The sequence below is a fragment of the Noviherbaspirillum aerium genome, from assembly GCF_008929045.1.
Classification (GTDB): Bacteria; Pseudomonadota; Gammaproteobacteria; order Burkholderiales; family Burkholderiaceae_D; genus Noviherbaspirillum; species Noviherbaspirillum aerium.
Genome location: NZ_VFAH01000008.1, coordinates 1 through 17,493, shown reverse-complemented (window position 1 = coordinate 17,493; position 17,493 = coordinate 1). Strand labels below are relative to the sequence as shown.

Here is a 17,493-nt window from a genome sequence, read left to right as displayed (position 1 = left end):
GCATAAGCCTAGAATAAAACGATCGTTCTTTTTTACTATTATTGACAATAAGGAGACAACATGAAAGCTATCCTCTGCAAGACGTGGGGACTTCCTGATACCTTGGTTGTAGAGGAGCTGCCGGATGTTGTTCCTGCTGCCGGCCAGGTTGCCATCCGTGTGGAAGCCGCCGGCGTGAACTTCCCGGATGTACTCATCATTCAGAACAAGTACCAGTTCAAGCCGGAGCTCCCTTTCTCGCCGGGCAGCGAGCTGGCGGGCGTCATCACCGCGATCGGCGATGGCGTAACCAACGTCAAGGTCGGCGACAAGGTGCTGGCTTTCGTCAGTCAGGGCGCCTTCGCGCAGCAGATCGCGGTACCGGCACAGCTGGTGATGCCGATGCCGCCGGGACTGGACTTCGACACCGCGGCAGCCGTCACGCTGACCTATGGCACGTCTCATCATGCGGTGGTAGACCGGGCGCAGTTGAAGGCGGGCGAAACCATGCTGGTGCTCGGTGCGGCCGGCGGCGTCGGCCTTGCCGCGATCGAGATCGGCAAGGCACTGGGAGCGCGCGTCATCGCCGCGGCATCCACCGACGAGAAGCTCGCGGTGTGCAAGGACCACGGCGCCGACGCCACGATCAATTACACGACACAGGACCTGCGCGAAGCGATCAAGGCCGCGACGGACGGCAAGGGACCGGACGTGATCTATGATCCCGTCGGCGGTGTCTATGCCGAACCGGCATTCCGTTCCATCGGCTGGCGTGGCCGCTACCTGGTTGTGGGATTTGCCAATGGCGAAATTCCCAAGCTGCCGCTCAATCTGGCACTGCTCAAGGGCGCGTCGCTTGTGGGTGTTTTCTGGGGCGAGTTTGCCAGACGCGAACCCAAAGCCAATCTGGCCGCGATGCGTGAACTCATGGAATGGATGGCCCAGGGCAAGATCAGGCCGCATATTTCGGGACGTTATGCACTGGCGGATACGCCGCAAGCACTGAACGACATGGCGGCGCGCAAAGTCACCGGCAAAGTGGTGATACAGCCGCAAAAATAAAGGTCTTATGAGTAGCCGCAATGCCTGAAAAGCATTGCGGCCTGCTTCGCGGCTGCGTGCCGCATCATTTCCAGCTCGGATTGCGGGCGTTCGTAACGAAGAATCGGCTTGCCTTGAAAGATAAGGCGAGAGAAGCGCCGCGTGGCGGGCCACATACCAGCGACGAACAACGCTGCCATGCGTCCAAGACAGTCCGAGGCGATCTTGCACTCATCGGCAATGCGCTCTAATCCCCTTCGGCCAGCGTCTGATGAACAAAAGCCGAGAGGATCAGACGATCATGGATGGAGACATCGAGAAATTCGAAGCCGTGCTTGAATCCTTCACCGTGCTCCGAAGGCGCCACCGAACGCAAGACCATCCGCAGGCTCAGGAATTCATCCTGTCCGGCGGCATGCACCTTGAATTTGATCAGGCCTTCTTCGCCCTTTGTCCCCAGGATCTGCTTGATCGTTCCTGAAGTGCCGCCCATGCTCATGTCGGTCAGGGTTGCCGCTGCCGTCCTGTCCGGCGATCCGAGCGACACCGAGGCGATGATTTTCACCTCTGCCCGTACGCCCTTGCGCACCACGGTGCAGCGCACTTCCTTGGGATAGGAGAGGTGAAGATAGGGATGGGGACTATGCACCGACTTGACCGCCGCCGCTACAAACGCGTAAGCCTTCTTTCCCGAAAAAGAACGCACGATGAAGGTTTGCCCATCGCGAATGAAATCAAGTTTGCCATCCGTACTGGGCGCAGTCACGAACACCGTCTTGTTCCTGACGAAGCCGATCATTCTTACCGTATAACGGACGGATGGGCTGTCGATCTGCTGCAGATACAGCGTTTCACCGACATACCAGCGCACATCGTCCATACCGACCACGACAGTCTTCGCTGAACTGTCCTCATTGCGCCCCGCTCCCTGTACGGATGACTCCGGAACAGCAGGCTGCCGGACAGGCTCCTGAGGCGGACGCGCCGCGGATAGCGGGTTGAAGTCCCAGGCCGAGTCATGCATGAAACCGTTGTCGAGCAACTCGTCAAGCTGGCCCTGGTTTTCAAGCACGTAGCCTTTGGCCAGCAAAAGATTGCCGTGCCAGTCGTAGATCGGACGCGGTAATGGAGCGCCGACGGCGAGATCGCCGGCACGCACTGGAATCAATGACACTACGGGTTCAGACATGTAACCTCTCAGGCAAGCTCAGAACGTCCACAGCGTTGTAAGTATAGAGAGATTTCATGCAACATCGCAATCAGGCAATCGGCATGCGCTCATGCCACGCTATCCCGCTCATGCCAAGCTATCCACTACGTTGTCGGCAAGCTGTTCGACATCATTCCGTTCAAAGAACGCCTTTGCAATGCCGGCATCGCGAGTGCGCTTGAACGGAGGCAGGCTTTGCCAGATGCGGCGTCCGTAAGGCTTGGTAATCAGCCGCGGATCGCAGATCATCAACACTCCGCGGTCGGTTTCGTCGCGAATCAGGCGGCCGGCACCCTGCTTGAGGTTGATGATGGTGGCAGGCAGCTGATGATGCACGAAGCCGTTCAACCCCTTCCGTTCGAGCGCTTCGATGCGTGCTGCAAGTACGGGATCATCGGGTGGGGAAAACGGCAGCTTGTCGATGATGACCAGGGACAGCGCATCTCCCCGGACGTCCACGCCTTCCCAGAAGCTCTGGCTGCCGATCAGCACGGCATTACCGGCGGCGCGGAAGCGGTCGAGCAGCTCCGTGCGCCCTGATTCGCCCTGCACCATGAGCGGAAATGGCAAGCCGCGTTTTTCAAACTCCTCCCGCAGCCGCTCGGCAGCGCGGTTCACGGCGCGTATCGTGGTGCATAACAGAAAAGTACGCCCGCCCGCGGCTTCAATCATGGGCAGGGCGGCATCGATGACCGCATCGGTGTAATCGAAGGAATTGGGCTGCGGCAGATTTTCCGGCACATAGAGCAAACCCTGATTGCCGTAATCGAAAGGACTTGGCCACGACTGCGCCGGCTCATTCCACAATCCCATCTGCGAATTGTAGTGATTGAAGTCGTTTTTCACGGCCAGGGTAGCCGAAGTGAAGATCCACGCCCGCGGCGTGCCCTCGCGCTGCTTGTTGAAGATGGGCGCAATCGACAACGGCGTCTGGTGCAGCTGTAGCGACGACGTGAAGGCCTCCACCCACAACACTTTATCCTGCGGATACTCCGTGCTTTCCTTGGTCGGATGCCGGGCCGCTTCCCACTCGGCCAGCGTCTTTGCCAATTCCAGGCCGCGCGTACGGCATTGTTCGATCGTTTCCGCGCGCTCGGCTTGCCCTTCAAGGACACCGATCATGATGTCGAGCTCTTCCCTGAGCTTGTCCAGCGCCGGGAAAAAAGGGCTTGACGGCGCAATCTGGTTCACCGCAAGGCGCACGATATCCTGCGGAAAAGCCAGCCGCAGGTCCCGTGCCGCGCGCTCGACGGTGGACACGACCTTCGCCCAGTCGGCGCCGTCCCGCGCATGCGCCAGACCCTCCGCCAGCACGTCGCGGCAGAGTTCCAGCACTTGAGAAGTTGAAATCGTTTCGCCAAAAAACAGGGTCGCCGTTTCCGGAAGCTGGTGCGCTTCGTCGAAGATGACCGTATTGGCGGTCGGGAGCAATTCCGCAACCCCGGTATCCTTCAATGCCACGTCGGCAAAGAAGAGATGATGATTGACGACCACGACATCGGCTTGCTGAGCTTCCTTGCGCGCCTTCATCACGAAGCAGTCCTGGTAATACTGGCATTCGTTGCCCATGCAGGTATCGCGGGTGGAAGTGACAAGGTTCCAGACCGATGCCGACTCCGGCACCTTGGAGAGTTCGGCCTTGTCCCCGGAACTTGTGGTCTTCATGAAGCGGGATATCTCGCGCAGATGGCTGACATCCTCGCGCGCGGTCAGACGGCCGTTCTGCAAAGTTCGCTCGAGATGGAAATGGCACACATAATTCGCCCTTCCCTTCAGCAGAGCCACGGACACAGGCGTATTGAGCGCCTTGCGCACCGTCGGAATGTCTCGCAGATACAGCTGGTCCTGCAGGTTCTTGGTCCCGGTCGAGAGGATGACCTTCCCGCCCCAGAGCAAGGCGGGAACCAGGTAGGCAAAGGTTTTCCCGGTCCCCGTACCGGCTTCGGCGATCAGGGTTTGACGGTTGGCGATGGCATTGGCAATCGCCTTGGCCATCTCGGTTTGCGACTGGCGGGGACGAAAACCGCGTACCGCCTGACTGAGGGGGCCATTCGCATTGAACAGCTGGTCAATGTCGGTATCGTGGTTTTCCGGAGCGGGAGACGGTGCGGTAGTTTCGGTCAAAGCAGGCAATCAGGAAACGGTCCCTGGCGCATCAAGCGGGCACGTCAGGGATGAGTTGCATTTTCAACAATGTGATGTGATCCTTGAGCTGGAGCTTGCGCTTCTTCAGGCGGCGCAGCTGCAATTCGTCGTGCAGGACATCACGCGACATCAGGTTGATCACGGCGTCAAGGTCGCGATGTTCTACTTCCAGCTCGATGATGCGTCGCTGTATTTCTTCTGTCGGGATCATGGACGGCAAATGAAGTTCGATAACCTGTTATTTTAAGAGGGAAAGGCGTGCGCGCGTAGAAAAGCTTGGCTTGGCAGGCAGGAAATTTCATTTGCGATGCAGGCATGAAACAGTCTTTATCACTGGACAATGCGCTCTGCCGACGCATGCCGCGACGGCAGAGCGGATTCTTTCTGACCAGACTGACAAACCCGGAAAATTTGTCGACGGCACGGTGTTGTGCGGGGCGTCGAGTCCTCCTTGCCATGGCCCGGGAGCGCCGAGCTCGCCATGTCGCGTCACCATGCCTTCGTCCGCGCTCCGGATGCGGCAGCGCCAACTAGCGGTTTGCGCCCCCCTCTCTCTATCCACAGCCAATCTTCCCGACCTCGCCAAGTCCAGTCAGGGCGAAAGCGCTCCAGCCTGTATTCGACAAGCCGCTGTTTGGTCCGAGTCCTGATCCTCGCCTGCGGTGTGCCGCGTTCGTCCGTACGCGCGCTTGTCGAAGCAACACCGAACCGCTTGTTGCGCTGATCAAATACAGCCTCGCAGGCGGGGCCCAAGAGATGTAACAAAAGCCTACAAAAAAACGGCAAATATTTTGTCCATGCAATAATTTCCTGGAGGACTCCAACCACCCAAGCTTATGAGCCACTATAAAATCGAGGCAGGTACGGCACAGCACATTGGTGACCGTGCCGAGCAACAGGATCGGGTTTCCCTGCTCACTGCACCGAAAGCTCCTGGCTATTTGATGGCCGTCGTAGCCGACGGCATGGGAGGAACCAGTGGCGGCGCCATGGCCGCCGAACAGGTAATGCGCACCGCCAAACAGGCATTTGATCTCTTTTCCCCTCAAACAGAGGATGTGTCCGGCCTGCTCAGGACCATTGCCAAGGATGCGCATACGCTCATCAAGCTCAATGCCATTTCCTCCGAAAAGAAGCCGCATAGCACCATAGTGATACTGGTGCTGACGCCGGAATGCTCGGCAGTCTGGGCACATGTTGGAGATTCACGCCTGTACCGTTTCGACGGACCCAATTGTGCCGAGCGCACCATCGATCATTCCCATCTGGAACATCTTGTACAGCAAGGCAAGCTGACCCCTCAACAGGCGCGTGAACACAAGATGGCGCATCTGCTGTTCAGCGCGCTCGGCTCGGCCGAAAACGAACCGGAAATCACACTGGGAAAATGCGCCAATTTGAAGGCTGGCGACGCCTTTCTGCTTTGTACCGACGGACTCTGGCAATACTTCTCGCGGGCCGAACTGGGGGCCGCAATCGCGATGAACTCGCCGAGGCAGGCATCCGAGATGCTCATTGCCAAGGCGCGCGAACGTGCGCAAGGCCATGAAGCCGACAACTGCACGCTGGCCATCATCAAGCTGACCGAGCCAACTCGCGAAACCAAGGCCTATACCGTGGATCGGATGCGTCGCGCCGTGTAAGCATCAGAACTTGCCCGTCCGCCAGGCCCGCGGCGACTCATTCCCTGGAGTGGACCGCAGGTGTACATATGGAAGAACCGGTTTGCCTTGAGATGCAGGGCAAGGCTGGCGGGATGTCGCGCGGCGGTCTACTCCCGCGGCGAACGATGCTGCCATGCGCCCAGGGCAGGCCGACGCGCCCGACCATCCGCCTGCAATCCGTTACAAGCACACCGCAGTACTAGGGGCAAATGTTCCGCATCGTCAGTACGGTAAAACCGAAAGCGCTCAAACTGCCCGTTGTGACCGACGGACGGCTTGCAATGCGCTTTTACCGGGAAGTCGGCATGTCAGGGAAATGCTATTTTGGCCTGGCTTCCGCGTCGCGCCTCTTTTCTGCCAGCTTGCGCGCCTTTTCTTCCTTGCGCTTCGCGACCTCCTTCTGCCGTTCCTCCGCCTCCTTGACCTTGCGCTCATAGGCAGCAATATTCTTTGCGCGCTTGTCTTCTTCCGCGGCTTCCTTTTCTCTGATCAGGCGCATCTTTTCCTCGTGCTCCGCAATGCGGTTATCGCCACGCGGTTTTCCTGAAGGCAAAGGCTTTTCGCTCCGCTGCGGACCGGCGACTTGTGAGGACGGGACAGGCTGAGAAGCTTGAGTAGCTTGGGACGCGATGCCCGCTGCGTCCTCGCGCGCGGCGGCATCGCGCTCCAAGCTCGTGACGCCCTCCTTTTCCCGCTTCGCAGCCAGCGCCGCGTCGCGCGCCGTCACACTTGCCTGCCGCTTGACCTTGTTGGCCTCGATCTCAACGGAGCGTACCTGGCGCAATGCCTGCCGCCGCGCCTCGTTGGCATCTTCCACGCAGGAGCTGGAGAAGAATTTCGGGTTGCATTTCTGCTCTTCCTGCGCATAGCGCGCCTGGATCGCAGCCCGCTCGCGGCTGGTTTCCGCCAATGCCTTGTCAGCCGCTTCAACGGACTTGATGGATCCCGGCGGAAAGTGTTTGGCCGCAGCTCCGATTTCAGCCTGCGCATGCATGCCATGGGATTCCTGGGCTAAGGCAGGATGCAAACCGCCGGCGAACAGGATGGCAAGCAGCAAGGCAGCCATCCCGAATCTATCTTTGCGCCTGGTCTGGCGTCTCTGCTGGAATACTGAAATCATCCGCTTCACTTCTTTCGTAGGAAGGTGCCAGTCGTCAGGCAATGGAACCAGCGACATCGCGCCGCTCGCTGTTCATGTATTCCGACGACTGCATCTCGATGATACGAGACACGGTACGATGGAATTCGTTGGCGAGCATTCCTTCTGTGTACAGCTGTTCAGGCTCCACCTCCGCCGACATCAGCAGCTTTACCTTGTGGTCATAGAATACATCGATCAGCCAGGTAAAGCGGCGGGCTTCGGACGACATCGAAGCCGACATCTTGGGAATGTCCGAGAGAATCACGGTATGAAACCGGCTTGCAAGCTCAAGGTAATCATTTTGCGAACGCGGTCCTCCGCACAAAGTCGCGAAATCGAACCAGACCACGCCGCCAGCCCGCCGCAACGCCCGGATTTCCCGTGCCTCGATGTGAATCCGCGTATCCTCGTCGGTGGTCTCGGCAATGCCCGCGAACGCGGTACGCAAGGCTTCATTCGCCGCCGCGCTCAGCGGGGTATGGTAGGCCTCCACCTGCTCCAGCGCCCGCTTCCGATAATCGAGTCCCGCATCCACGTTCAATACGTCGAGCTTGTCCTTGATGAGGCCGATGGCAGGCAGAATGCGATCGCGATGCAGGCCGTCGGGATAGAGTGCATCCGGCACGTAGTTGGAGGTCATGATGAAAGACACTCCATTGTCGAACAGCGCCTTGAGGAGGTTGTAAAGAATCATGGCATCCGCAATATCGGACACATGAAACTCATCGAAACAGATGAGCCGGTATTTTTTGGCGATTCTGCGCGCCACTTCATCGAGCGGATCCGCGACGCCTTTCAGATCGTCCAGCTGATGGTGCACTCCGCGCATGAATTCATGGAAATGCAGCCTGGTCTTGCGCACTACCGGAACCACGGAATAGAAGCTGTCCATCAGGAAGGATTTACCGCGCCCGACGCCGCCCCACATATAGACGCCGCGCGGCACCGCCGGCCGGCTGATCAGCCGCTTCAGCTTGCTCGAGCGCTGCGACTTGTACGCGACCCATTCGTCGTAGGCCTGCTGCAGACGCGCTACCGCGCGCTGCTGCGCCTCATCCGACTGGTAGCCGCGCTGGGCCAGTGCGTGCTCGTAAAACTCCCTGACGTTCATATGATCTTTTCACTCATTTCCGCTGCCACATTCCTGCCGCATCATTGGCAGCGAATCGCATCGCATGTCAACCCGACGTAAAAATGGGCGAGACCGGCTCGCCCATTACTGTATCCCATCTGCTGCCCGCCGCCATCACAACAACAAACTGCTGCAAGCCTGCAGACAAGCTGCCCGCTATTGCGGATTCATTTCGACCGTCACGCTGGACGGATAACGTCCACCACCGAGGCTGATCGGAAAGCTCAGGCCGACCCCTACTCCCACATTGCCGCCACCGCCGCCGGCGCCGAGTCCGACGCTGGAGCCGAGCGGATTGGATGGCCGATATACGGTTTCGGAGGTACGGTAACCAGCCTTGTTGCATATCACCCGGAGATCTCCGCTTGGCGCACCCACTTCCACCGTCGCCGGGGTCGTGACATTCCAGCTTCCGGCGCCGGTCTGCACGATGCAATTCGCACCGGCCAAAGCCTGGCCGCGGCTGGCGGCATCGACCGTAATGGCGGTGCCGCCGGATCCTGTCGCGGCACACGCGGCAAGCGCAATCGGCAGCAACAGGATCAGGTGGCGCATGGATGTTTCCTTAGAAGTTGAGCGAACGCTTGTCGACTGCGAGAGCAGCCTCCTTAGTCGCCTCAGACAGCGAAGGATGTGCATGGCAGATGCGGGCGATGTCTTCCGACGATGCGCGGAATTCCATCGCCACGACCGCTTCGGAAATCAGTTCCGAGGCCATCGGGCCGACGATGTGCACACCGAGGATTTCGTCACTCTTGGCATCGGCCAGGAACTTCACCATGCCTGAGGTATCTCCGAGCGCACGGGCGCGGCCATTGGCCATGAACGGGAAGGTGCCGGCCTTGTAGGCGATGCCTTCGGCCTTGAGCTGCTGTTCGGTTTTGCCGACCCAGGCAATTTCCGGAGATGTATATATGACCCAGGGAATTGTATTGAAGTTCACGTGACCATGTTGTCCTGCAATGCGTTCCGCCACGGCAACACCCTCTTCTTCCGCCTTGTGGGCCAGCATCGGACCGCGCACGACATCGCCTACTGCCCAAACGTTCGGCAGGTTGGTCTTGCAGTCGCCGTCGACGGCAATGAAGCCGCGCTCGTCGAGCTTCAGTCCAACGCCTTCACCGTTGAGGCCGATGGTGTTCGGCACACGGCCGATGGACACGATGAGCTTGTCGAACACTGCCTTCTGCGCATTGCCCTTGTCGTCGGTGTACTCGACCGTGACGTCCTTCTTGCCAGGGGTAATGGCACCGATCTTGACGCCGAGGTTGATCGACAGACCCTGTTTCGTGAAGAGCTTGAACGCTTCCTTGGCGATCTGTTCATCGACGGCGGACAGGAATCCCGGCAGTGCTTCCAGCACGGTCACGTCCGCGCCGACACGGCGCCATACGCTGCCCATTTCCAGGCCGATCACGCCCGCGCCGATGACGCCGAGCTTCTTCGGCACCGCATCGATCGCCAGGGCACCGGTATTCGACAGAATCAGCTTCTCGTCGAACGGTGCGTCCGCCAATGCCCGCGGGTTGGATCCTGTCGCCAGGATGATGTGCTTGCCGGTAATGGTCTCTTCCGTTGCACCGGCGACCTTGATTTCGTAACCGTCACCGCCGGCCTTGACGAAGGAACCGCGTCCATGGAAGAAAGTGACCTTGTTTTTCTTGAAGAGATACAGGATGCCGTCATTGTTCTGCTTGACGATCGCGTCCTTGCGCGAAAGCATCTGGCCGAGGTTCAGGTTCAGGCCCTTAACTTCAATCCCGTGGTCGGCGAAGGCATGACCCGCATGCTCATAATGCTCGGAAGACTGCAACAGCGCCTTCGAGGGAATGCAGCCGACGTTGGTGCATGTGCCGCCGGGTGCCGGACCGTTCTTGGCATTTTTCCACTCATCAATGCAAGCCGCGCTGAAGCCGAGCTGGGCGGCGCGAATCGCCGCGACATAGCCGCCGGGGCCGCCACCGATAACAACCACATCAAAATTTTTCGACATATACGTAACCTATTATCCGCAGGATGGACAACGCACACGGAGCGGAAGCTCCGTGTTCCGTGTGCGTCTAGCGTGAGTCTTAGAGGTCGAGCAGGAGGCGGGCCGGATCTTCCAGCGCTTCCTTCATCGCGACCAGGCCCAGCACGGCTTCGCGGCCGTCGATGATGCGGTGGTCGTAGGACATGGCCAGGTAGTTGATCGGACGGATCACGATCTGGCCGTTTTCGACAACCGGACGCTCCTTGGTGGCGTGCACGCCCAGGATCGCCGACTGCGGCGGGTTGATGATCGGTGTCGACAGCATCGAACCGAACACGCCGCCGTTGGAGATCGAGAATGTGCCGCCGGTCAGTTCATCCAGGGTCAGCTTGCCGTCCTTGGCCTTGACGCCGAATTCGGCGATCTTCTTCTCGATTTCGGCAATCGTCATCTGGTCCACATCGCGCAGGATAGGCACGACCAGGCCGCGAGGAGAACCGACTGCGATACCGATGTCGAAATAGCCGTGGTAGACAATATCGTTGCCGTCGACGGACGCATTCAGGATCGGGTACTTCTTCAGCGCGGCAACGGCAGCCTTGACGAAGAAGGACATGAAGCCGAGCTTGACGCCGTGCTCCTTCTCGAACTTGTCCTTGTACTTGTTGCGCAGGTCCATGACCGGCTGCATGTTGACTTCATTGAATGTCGTCAGGATCGCGTTTGTCGACTGCGACTGCAGCAGGCGCTCGGCGATACGTGCGCGCAGGCGGCTCATCGGCACGCGCTCTTCCGGACGGTTGCCGAGATTCGGCGCCGCGGGAGCGGCCACCTGCTGCAGTGCCGGCTTCGGCGCGGCGGCGGGTGCGGCTGCCGGCGCGGGAGCCGCGGCGGGTTTGGTTTCGAGCGCATTGATCACGTCGCCCTTGGTCACGCGGCCGTCGCGGCCGGTGCCGGAAACTTGCGCGGCCGACATGTTGTTGTCTGCCAGCATCTTGGCAGCTGCGGGCATTGCAACGCCGGCAGAGGCGTTCGATGCCAGTGCCGAAATGGCGGCGGCAACCGGATCACCCGAAGCCTGAGCGGCGGCGGCGGACGGCGTGGTCGCCGGTGCCGGCGCGGCGGCAGGAGCGGCAACAGTGCCTGCGCTTGCTTCGGTATCCAGCTTGGCGATCACTTCGCCTGCGACGACGGTGCTGCCGTCGCCCTTGATGACTTCGACGATGACGCCGCCATCCGGTGCCGGCAGCTCGAGAACGACCTTGTCAGTCTCGATGTCGATCAGATTCTCATCGCGGGTGACGGCTTCGCCGACCTTCTTGTGCCAGGCCAGCAGGGTCGCTTCTGCGACGGATTCCGACAGTTGCGGAACTTTTACTTCAATAATTGCCATGTAACTCTCCGTTTCGGTGTGTTCGATCGGCGCGCCAGCTTCTAGCGCGCCGACGGGTCTTTATTTGGTCAGCACGAAGCCCTTGAGCTTCGAGAACGCGGTGTCGATCAATGCCTTCTGCTGCGCATAGTGCTTGTCGTAATAACCGACGGCAGGCGATGCGCTGGCCGGGCGGCCTGCGTACGCAAGCTTCTGGCCGTCTTCGAGGTTCTCGAAGATGTTGTGCTGGATCTGGAACCACGGGCCCTGATTCTGCGGCTCGTCCTGCACCCATACCAGTTCGGCAAAGTTCGGGAACTTGCCCAGCTCGGCAGCGAAAGCCTTGTGCGGGAACGGGTACAGCTGTTCGACACGCACGATCGCCACGTCGGAAACACCGCGCTCCTTGCGTGCGTTGACCAGGTCGTAATAGACCTTGCCCGAGCAGGCGAGTACGCGCTTGACCTTCTTCGGATCGATCTTCTCATCGACTTCGCCGATGACGGTCTGGAACGAGCCCTTGGCCAGTTCGGACAGCGGCGAGCCGGCATCCTTGTTACGCAGCAGCGACTTCGGCGTCATGATGACCAGCGGCTTGCGGAACAGGCGGATCATCTGGCGGCGCAGCAGATGGAAGATCTGCGCGGCCGTGGTCGGCTGGACCACCTGCATGTTGTTGTCGGCGCACAGCTGCAGATAGCGCTCGAGGCGGGCGGAAGAATGCTCCGGACCCTGGCCTTCGTAACCGTGCGGCAGCATCATGACGAGACCCGAGGCACGGCCCCACTTCACTTCGCCGGAGCTGATGAACTGGTCGATGACGACCTGGGCGCCGTTGGCGAAGTCGCCGAACTGGGCTTCCCAGATGGTGAGCGTGTTCGGTTCCGCGGTCGAATAGCCGTACTCGAAGCCGAGAACAGCTTCTTCCGACAGCACGGAGTCGATGACGTTGAACGGCGCCTGGTTTTCGGACACGTTCTGCAGCGGCAGGTAGGTGCCGGCATCCCAGCGCTCGCGCTTCTGGTCGTGCAGCACGGCGTGACGATGCACGAAGGTACCGCGGCCTGCGTCCTGGCCTGTCAGGCGAACCGCATAACCGGAAGCGACCAGCGATGCGTAGGCTAGATGCTCGCCCATGCCCCAGTCGAGATTCAGTTCACCGCGGCCCATCGCGGCGCGGTCGCCCAGCACCTTTTCGACTAGCGGGTGCACCTTGAAGTCTTCCGGCACCTTGGTGATGCGCTCGGCCAGGCGCTTGAGCTCGGCCAGCGGCACGGCGGTATCGGCCGCATCGGTCCACTTGCGGTTGAGGAAAGGCATCCAGTCAACCGCATACTTGCTCTTGAAGTTGGAGATGACCGGATCGACGGTATGCTTGCCAGCGTCCATTGCGTCGCGATACGCCTTGACCATCGCATCGCCGGTTTCCGCGGCGATGGTGCCCTGCGTGGACAGCTTGTCGGCGTACAGCTTGCGGGTGCCCGGATGCTGGCCGATCTTCTTGTACATCAGCGGCTGGGTCAGCGCAGGCGTGTCCTGCTCGTTGTGGCCGAGTTTGCGGAAGCAGATGATGTCGACAACGATATCCTTCTTGAACTCGAGACGGAAATCGAGAGCGATCTGCGTGGCAAACACGACGGCTTCCGGATCGTCGCCGTTCACGTGCAGCACCGGCGCTTCGATCATCTTGACGACGTCGGAGCAATACAGTGTCGAGCGTGAATCGCGGGGATCGGAGGTGGTGAAACCGATCTGGTTGTTGATCACGATATGCAGCGTGCCGCCGGTGCCGTAGCCGCGGGTCTGCGCGAGGTTCAGCGTTTCCATGACCACACCCTGGCCGGCAAACGCCGCATCGCCGTGAACCAGGATAGGCATGACCTGCGAGCCGTCCTTGTCGCCGCGGCGCTCCATGCGGGCCTTGACCGAACCTTCCACGACCGGATTGACGATCTCGAGGTGGGACGGGTTGAATGCGAGCGACAGGTGGATCGGGCCGCCGCGGGTGGAGATGTCGGACGAGAAGCCCTGGTGATACTTGACGTCTCCGGCAGGCAGATCGTCAGCGTGCTTGCCTTCGAATTCGGCGAACAGGTCCTGCGGCATCTTGCCGAGGGTGTTGACCAGAACGTTGAGGCGGCCGCGGTGCGCCATGCCGATGACGATTTCCTGGATGCCCCTTTCGCCCGCGCGCTGGATCGATTCGTCGAGCGAGGCGATGAAGCTTTCGCCGCCTTCGAGCGAGAAGCGCTTCTGGCCGACATAGCGGGTATGCAGATAGCGTTCGAGGCCTTCGGCCGCAGTCAGGCGGTCGAGGATGTGCTTTTTCTTTTCAGCGGTGAAGCTGGGTGTCGAACGAACGGACTCCAAGCGCTCCTGCAGCCAGCGCTTCTGCGCAGGATCGCTGATGTACATGAACTCGGCGCCGATGGAGCGGCAGTAGGTGTCGCGCAAGGCTTGCAGCAGATCGCGCAGCGTGGCGGTTTCCTGGCCGAAGTAGGTATTGCTGATGTTGAACACGATGTCCATGTCAGCATCGGTGAAACCGTAGAAGCTCGGGTCCAGTTCCGGGATCCCTGGACGTTCCTGGCGCTGCAGCGGATCGAGGTTGGCCCAGCGGTTGCCAAGGAAGCGGTAGGCGGCGATCAGCTGCGTGGCAGCGACGCGCTTGCGGCCCATTTCCACGTCTTGCGAGGCAACGACAGTACGGATGGGACCCTGTTTCGCACGTTCGGCGAAGGAGGCGATCACGGGTGCGTGTGCAACGTCGGGCTTGGTCGAACCGTCAACGGCAGGCACGTGCTGCATGGCATCAAAGTATGCACGCCAGTTGTCGGGCACGGAGCCGGGATTGTTGAGGTACGCTTCGTACAATTCTTCCACGTACGGTGCGTTGCCTCCAAAAAGATAGGAATTGGAGAAGTACTGCTGCATATCTTGCTCACCTTTCTTCGCGTTTCGCGAGATTAGCGGGTTTATATAACCTTCCGCGACACGGCCTGACCGGTTAGCGGATCGCACATCAAGTTGTGGGGGAAGGGCTGCGTGACGACCTGAGGTGGTACCATTTTTTGGAAACGCTAGCATAGCATAGAACTCTAGTCGCCAATATGGTCATTGATGCCTTGTCGTAAGAATGTCGGCCGACGATGCTTCCCTGCCCCGCCGCCGTGATCGGATACTTGATCCGGTAACAAAAAAGGCGAGCCCGGAAGCTCGCCTTTGCACTGGCACGGATGCCGATCAGGCTGATCAGCCGCGCTGAGCCATGGCAGGCACGTCGCGGCGCGGAGAGCCGACGAACAGCTGGCGCGGACGGCCGATCTTCTGCTCCGGATCGGAGATCATCTCGTTCCACTGGGCGATCCAGCCGACGGTACGGGCCATCGCAAAGATACCGGTGAACAGCGAAACCGGGATGCCGAGCGCGGACTGGACGATGCCGGAGTAGAAGTCGACGTTCGGGTAGAGCTTGCGCTGCACGAAGTAATCGTCTTCCAGCGCAATCTTCTCGAGGGCCATCGCCAGCTTGAACAGCGGATCGTCATGCAGGCCGAGTTCGTTCAGCACTTCATGGCAGGTTTCGCGCATCAGCTTGGCGCGCGGATCGTAGTTCTTGTAGACGCGGTGACCGAAGCCCATCAGCTTGACATTGGAATCCTTGTCCTTGACCTTGGCGATGAACTCGCCGATGCGCTCGACGCCGCCCTGCTTCTGGATGTCCTGCAGCATGGTCAGCGCCGCTTCGTTCGCGCCGCCGTGGGCCGGGCCCCAGAGGCAGGCGATGCCGGCCGCGATACAGGCGAACGGGTTGGCGCCCGACGAACCGGCCAGACGGACGGTCGATGTCGATGCATTCTGTTCGTGATCCGCGTGCAGGATGAGGATGCGGTCGAGCGCGCGCACCAGCACGTCGTTGACCTTGTACTCTTCGCACGGGTTCGAGAACATCATGCGCATGAAGTTGGCCGAATAGGACAGGTCATTGCGCGGATAGACGAACGGCTGGCCGACGGAATACTTGTAGGCCATGGCGACCAGGGTCGGCAGCTTGGCGATCAGGCGGATCGCGGACACTTCGCGGTGATGCGGGTCGTTGATGTCGAGCGAATCATGATAGAAGGACGACAGCGCGCCGACGGTGCCGACCAGGACCGACATCGGGTGCGCATCGCGACGGAAGCCGCGGAAGAAGAATTGCATCTGCTCGTGCACCATGGTGTGCTTGGTGACGGTGTCGACGAAGTTCTGCTTCTGTCCGGCATTCGGCAGTTCGCCGTTCATGAGCAGGTAGCAAGTCTCGAGGAAGTCGCAATTGACCGCGAGTTGCTCGATCGGATAGCCGCGATACAGCAGTTCGCCCTTGTCGCCGTCGATGTAGGTGATCGAGGAGTTGCAGGCTGCCGTGGACATGAAACCCGGGTCATAGGTGAACTTGCCCGTGGCGCCGTACAGCTTGCGGATGTCGATGACGTCCGGGCCGATGGTGCCTTTGTAGATGGGCATGTCCAGCGACGGCGAGCCGTCGGAGAACGAAAGGGTTGCTTTGGTTTCTGAGTTAGTCATGTCTCTTCCTTCTAGTGAGGAGGGGTGAGTCGATTGTAAAAAAAACCGAAGTTTCAGGAGCCTCCGTCAGCACAGGCATCGCCTTGCCCTGGCCATTGCATGTCGCGAACATCGCCAGCTCCGCGGCATCACAACAGCCAGTTCCGGCACCAGTCCGCCGGACACTCCACGCCTGCTTCAACCTTTTCCCGGTTGTTCTCAGGCTGCGCGCAGTCTCGCCAGCAACGCATGGACGTGCGGAAGATCCGCTTCGCCCACGGGTTCCTTGCGCGCCAAAAGCAAGTCCATTAATTCATTGTCCGACAGTTCCATCAGCCTGGAGAAGGCATCGACCTCTTCGTCGGTCAAGCTCGCTTCATGCTCATCCAGAAAACGCGTCACGATGAGGTCGTTTTCCAGCAAGCCGCGACGCGCCCGCCAGCGCAGGCGCGCACGTTTCACCGGATCGGATTGATGATTGTCGGACATGGATTTCCCGTTCACTCTATTTCATCAGCCTACTGCCCTGCTTGCGGCAAGGACAATGGACTCATGAAATAAGGCGGAAGCAAGCCTGCCTCCGCCCCTGCAGATGCTATTTATACCGCACGACGGACCATCAGTTCCTTGATCTTGCCGATAGCACGCGTCGGATTCAGTCCCTTCGGACAGACATCCACGCAGTTCATGATGGTATGGCAGCGGAACAGGCGGTACGGGTCCTCGAGGTTGTCGAGGCGCTCGCTGGTCGCCTGGTCGCGGCTGTCGGCAATGAAACGATATGCCTGCAGCAGACCCGCCGGTCCCACGAACTTGTCCGGGTTCCACCAGAACGACGGACACGACGTCGAGCAGCATGCGCACAGGATGCACTCGTACAGCCCGTCGAGCTCTTCCCGCTCCGCCGGCGTCTGCAGACGCTCCTTCTCCGGCGGGATCGTCTCGTTGATCAGGTACGGCTTGATCGAGTGGTACTGCTTGAAGAACTGCGTCATGTCCACGATCAGGTCGCGGATCACCGGCAGCCCCGGCAGCGGACGCAGCACGATCGGCTCGGTCAGCTCGTTGAGGTTGGTGGTGCAGGCCAGCCCGTTCTTGCCGTTGATGTTCATCGCGTCCGAGCCGCAGACGCCTTCCCGGCAGGAGCGCCGCAGCGCCAGCGAGTCGTCCACATCGGCCTTGATGCGCTGCAACGCGTCCAGCAGCATCTTGTCGGTGTCCTGCAGCGTCACCGTCAGATCCTGCATGTAAGGCTTGGCGTCCTTGTCCGGATCGTAACGGTAGATCTTGAA

14 protein-coding genes are annotated in these 17,493 nt (G+C 60.0%); 2 read left to right on the top strand and 12 right to left on the bottom strand.

Going from position 1 to position 17,493, the window contains the following annotated elements; genetic code table 11:
* Nucleotides 1–60 precede the first annotated feature (60 nt).
* A complete protein-coding gene (locus FH061_RS13190; RefSeq protein ID WP_151636301.1) occupies nucleotides 61–1,041 on the top strand; it encodes an NADPH:quinone oxidoreductase family protein in 981 nt (326 codons plus the stop codon).
* A 226-nt stretch (nucleotides 1,042–1,267) separates the two neighbouring features.
* Here the strand turns inward: FH061_RS13190 and FH061_RS13185 are convergent, their stop codons facing one another.
* The 3 genes from FH061_RS13185 to FH061_RS13175 all read right to left on the bottom strand — a co-directional run bounded on the left by FH061_RS13185 (nucleotide 1,268) and on the right by FH061_RS13175 (nucleotide 4,586).
* On the bottom strand, nucleotides 1,268–2,209 hold the full coding sequence (locus FH061_RS13185) for a flagellar brake protein (protein WP_151636300.1): 942 nt from the start codon (nucleotides 2,207–2,209) through the stop codon (nucleotides 1,268–1,270).
* Nucleotides 2,210–2,317: 108 nt separating this feature from the next.
* Nucleotides 2,318–4,225 carry an ATP-dependent DNA helicase gene (locus FH061_RS13180; protein ID WP_264158742.1) on the bottom strand — a complete coding sequence of 636 codons (1,908 nt, stop codon included), beginning with the start codon at nucleotides 4,223–4,225 and terminating at the stop codon, nucleotides 2,318–2,320.
* 160 nt (nucleotides 4,226–4,385) lie between these two features.
* The gene (locus tag FH061_RS13175) at nucleotides 4,386–4,586 is read right to left on the bottom strand and encodes a YdcH family protein (RefSeq protein WP_151636494.1); all 201 of its coding nucleotides are present in this window, start codon (nucleotides 4,584–4,586) and stop codon (nucleotides 4,386–4,388) included.
* A gap of 625 nt (nucleotides 4,587–5,211) precedes the next feature.
* Between FH061_RS13175 and FH061_RS13170 the strand changes: the two genes are divergently transcribed.
* Entirely contained in the window at nucleotides 5,212–6,018 is an 807-nt protein-coding gene (locus FH061_RS13170) for a PP2C family protein-serine/threonine phosphatase (RefSeq protein ID WP_151636298.1), read from the top strand.
* A gap of 340 nt (nucleotides 6,019–6,358) precedes the next feature.
* Here FH061_RS13170 and FH061_RS13165 read toward each other — a convergent pair whose 3' ends face one another.
* The 9 genes from FH061_RS13165 to FH061_RS13125 all read right to left on the bottom strand — a co-directional run.
* Complete coding sequence (locus FH061_RS13165; protein WP_151636297.1) at nucleotides 6,359–7,105, bottom strand: hypothetical protein; 747 nt, start codon at nucleotides 7,103–7,105, stop codon at nucleotides 6,359–6,361.
* Nucleotides 7,106–7,193: 88 nt separating this feature from the next.
* Complete coding sequence (gene zapE / locus FH061_RS13160; RefSeq protein WP_151636296.1) at nucleotides 7,194–8,291, bottom strand: cell division protein ZapE; 1,098 nt, start codon at nucleotides 8,289–8,291, stop codon at nucleotides 7,194–7,196.
* Nucleotides 8,292–8,468: 177 nt separating this feature from the next.
* Nucleotides 8,469–8,867, bottom strand: a complete 399-nt coding sequence (locus FH061_RS13155; protein WP_151636295.1) for a hypothetical protein — start codon at nucleotides 8,865–8,867, stop codon at nucleotides 8,469–8,471.
* Nucleotides 8,868–8,877: 10 nt separating this feature from the next.
* Nucleotides 8,878–10,305 (bottom strand): dihydrolipoyl dehydrogenase, encoded by a 1,428-nt coding sequence (gene lpdA / locus FH061_RS13150; protein ID WP_151636294.1) that lies wholly within the window; start codon nucleotides 10,303–10,305, stop codon nucleotides 8,878–8,880.
* 79 nt (nucleotides 10,306–10,384) lie between these two features.
* Nucleotides 10,385–11,677 carry a 2-oxoglutarate dehydrogenase complex dihydrolipoyllysine-residue succinyltransferase gene (odhB, locus tag FH061_RS13145; RefSeq protein WP_151636293.1) on the bottom strand — a complete coding sequence of 431 codons (1,293 nt, stop codon included), beginning with the start codon at nucleotides 11,675–11,677 and terminating at the stop codon, nucleotides 10,385–10,387.
* Between the two features lie 60 nt (nucleotides 11,678–11,737).
* Complete coding sequence (locus tag FH061_RS13140) at nucleotides 11,738–14,590, bottom strand: 2-oxoglutarate dehydrogenase E1 component (RefSeq protein WP_151636292.1); 2,853 nt, start codon at nucleotides 14,588–14,590, stop codon at nucleotides 11,738–11,740.
* Nucleotides 14,591–14,908: 318 nt separating this feature from the next.
* Nucleotides 14,909–16,222 carry a citrate synthase gene (gene gltA / locus FH061_RS13135; protein ID WP_151636291.1) on the bottom strand — a complete coding sequence of 438 codons (1,314 nt, stop codon included), beginning with the start codon at nucleotides 16,220–16,222 and terminating at the stop codon, nucleotides 14,909–14,911.
* A gap of 198 nt (nucleotides 16,223–16,420) precedes the next feature.
* Complete coding sequence (locus FH061_RS13130; RefSeq protein WP_151636290.1) at nucleotides 16,421–16,690, bottom strand: FAD assembly factor SdhE; 270 nt, start codon at nucleotides 16,688–16,690, stop codon at nucleotides 16,421–16,423.
* Nucleotides 16,691–16,800: 110 nt separating this feature from the next.
* Nucleotides 16,801–17,493: succinate dehydrogenase iron-sulfur subunit (locus tag FH061_RS13125; RefSeq protein ID WP_151636289.1), on the bottom strand; the 693-nt coding region annotated here is incomplete at its 5' end.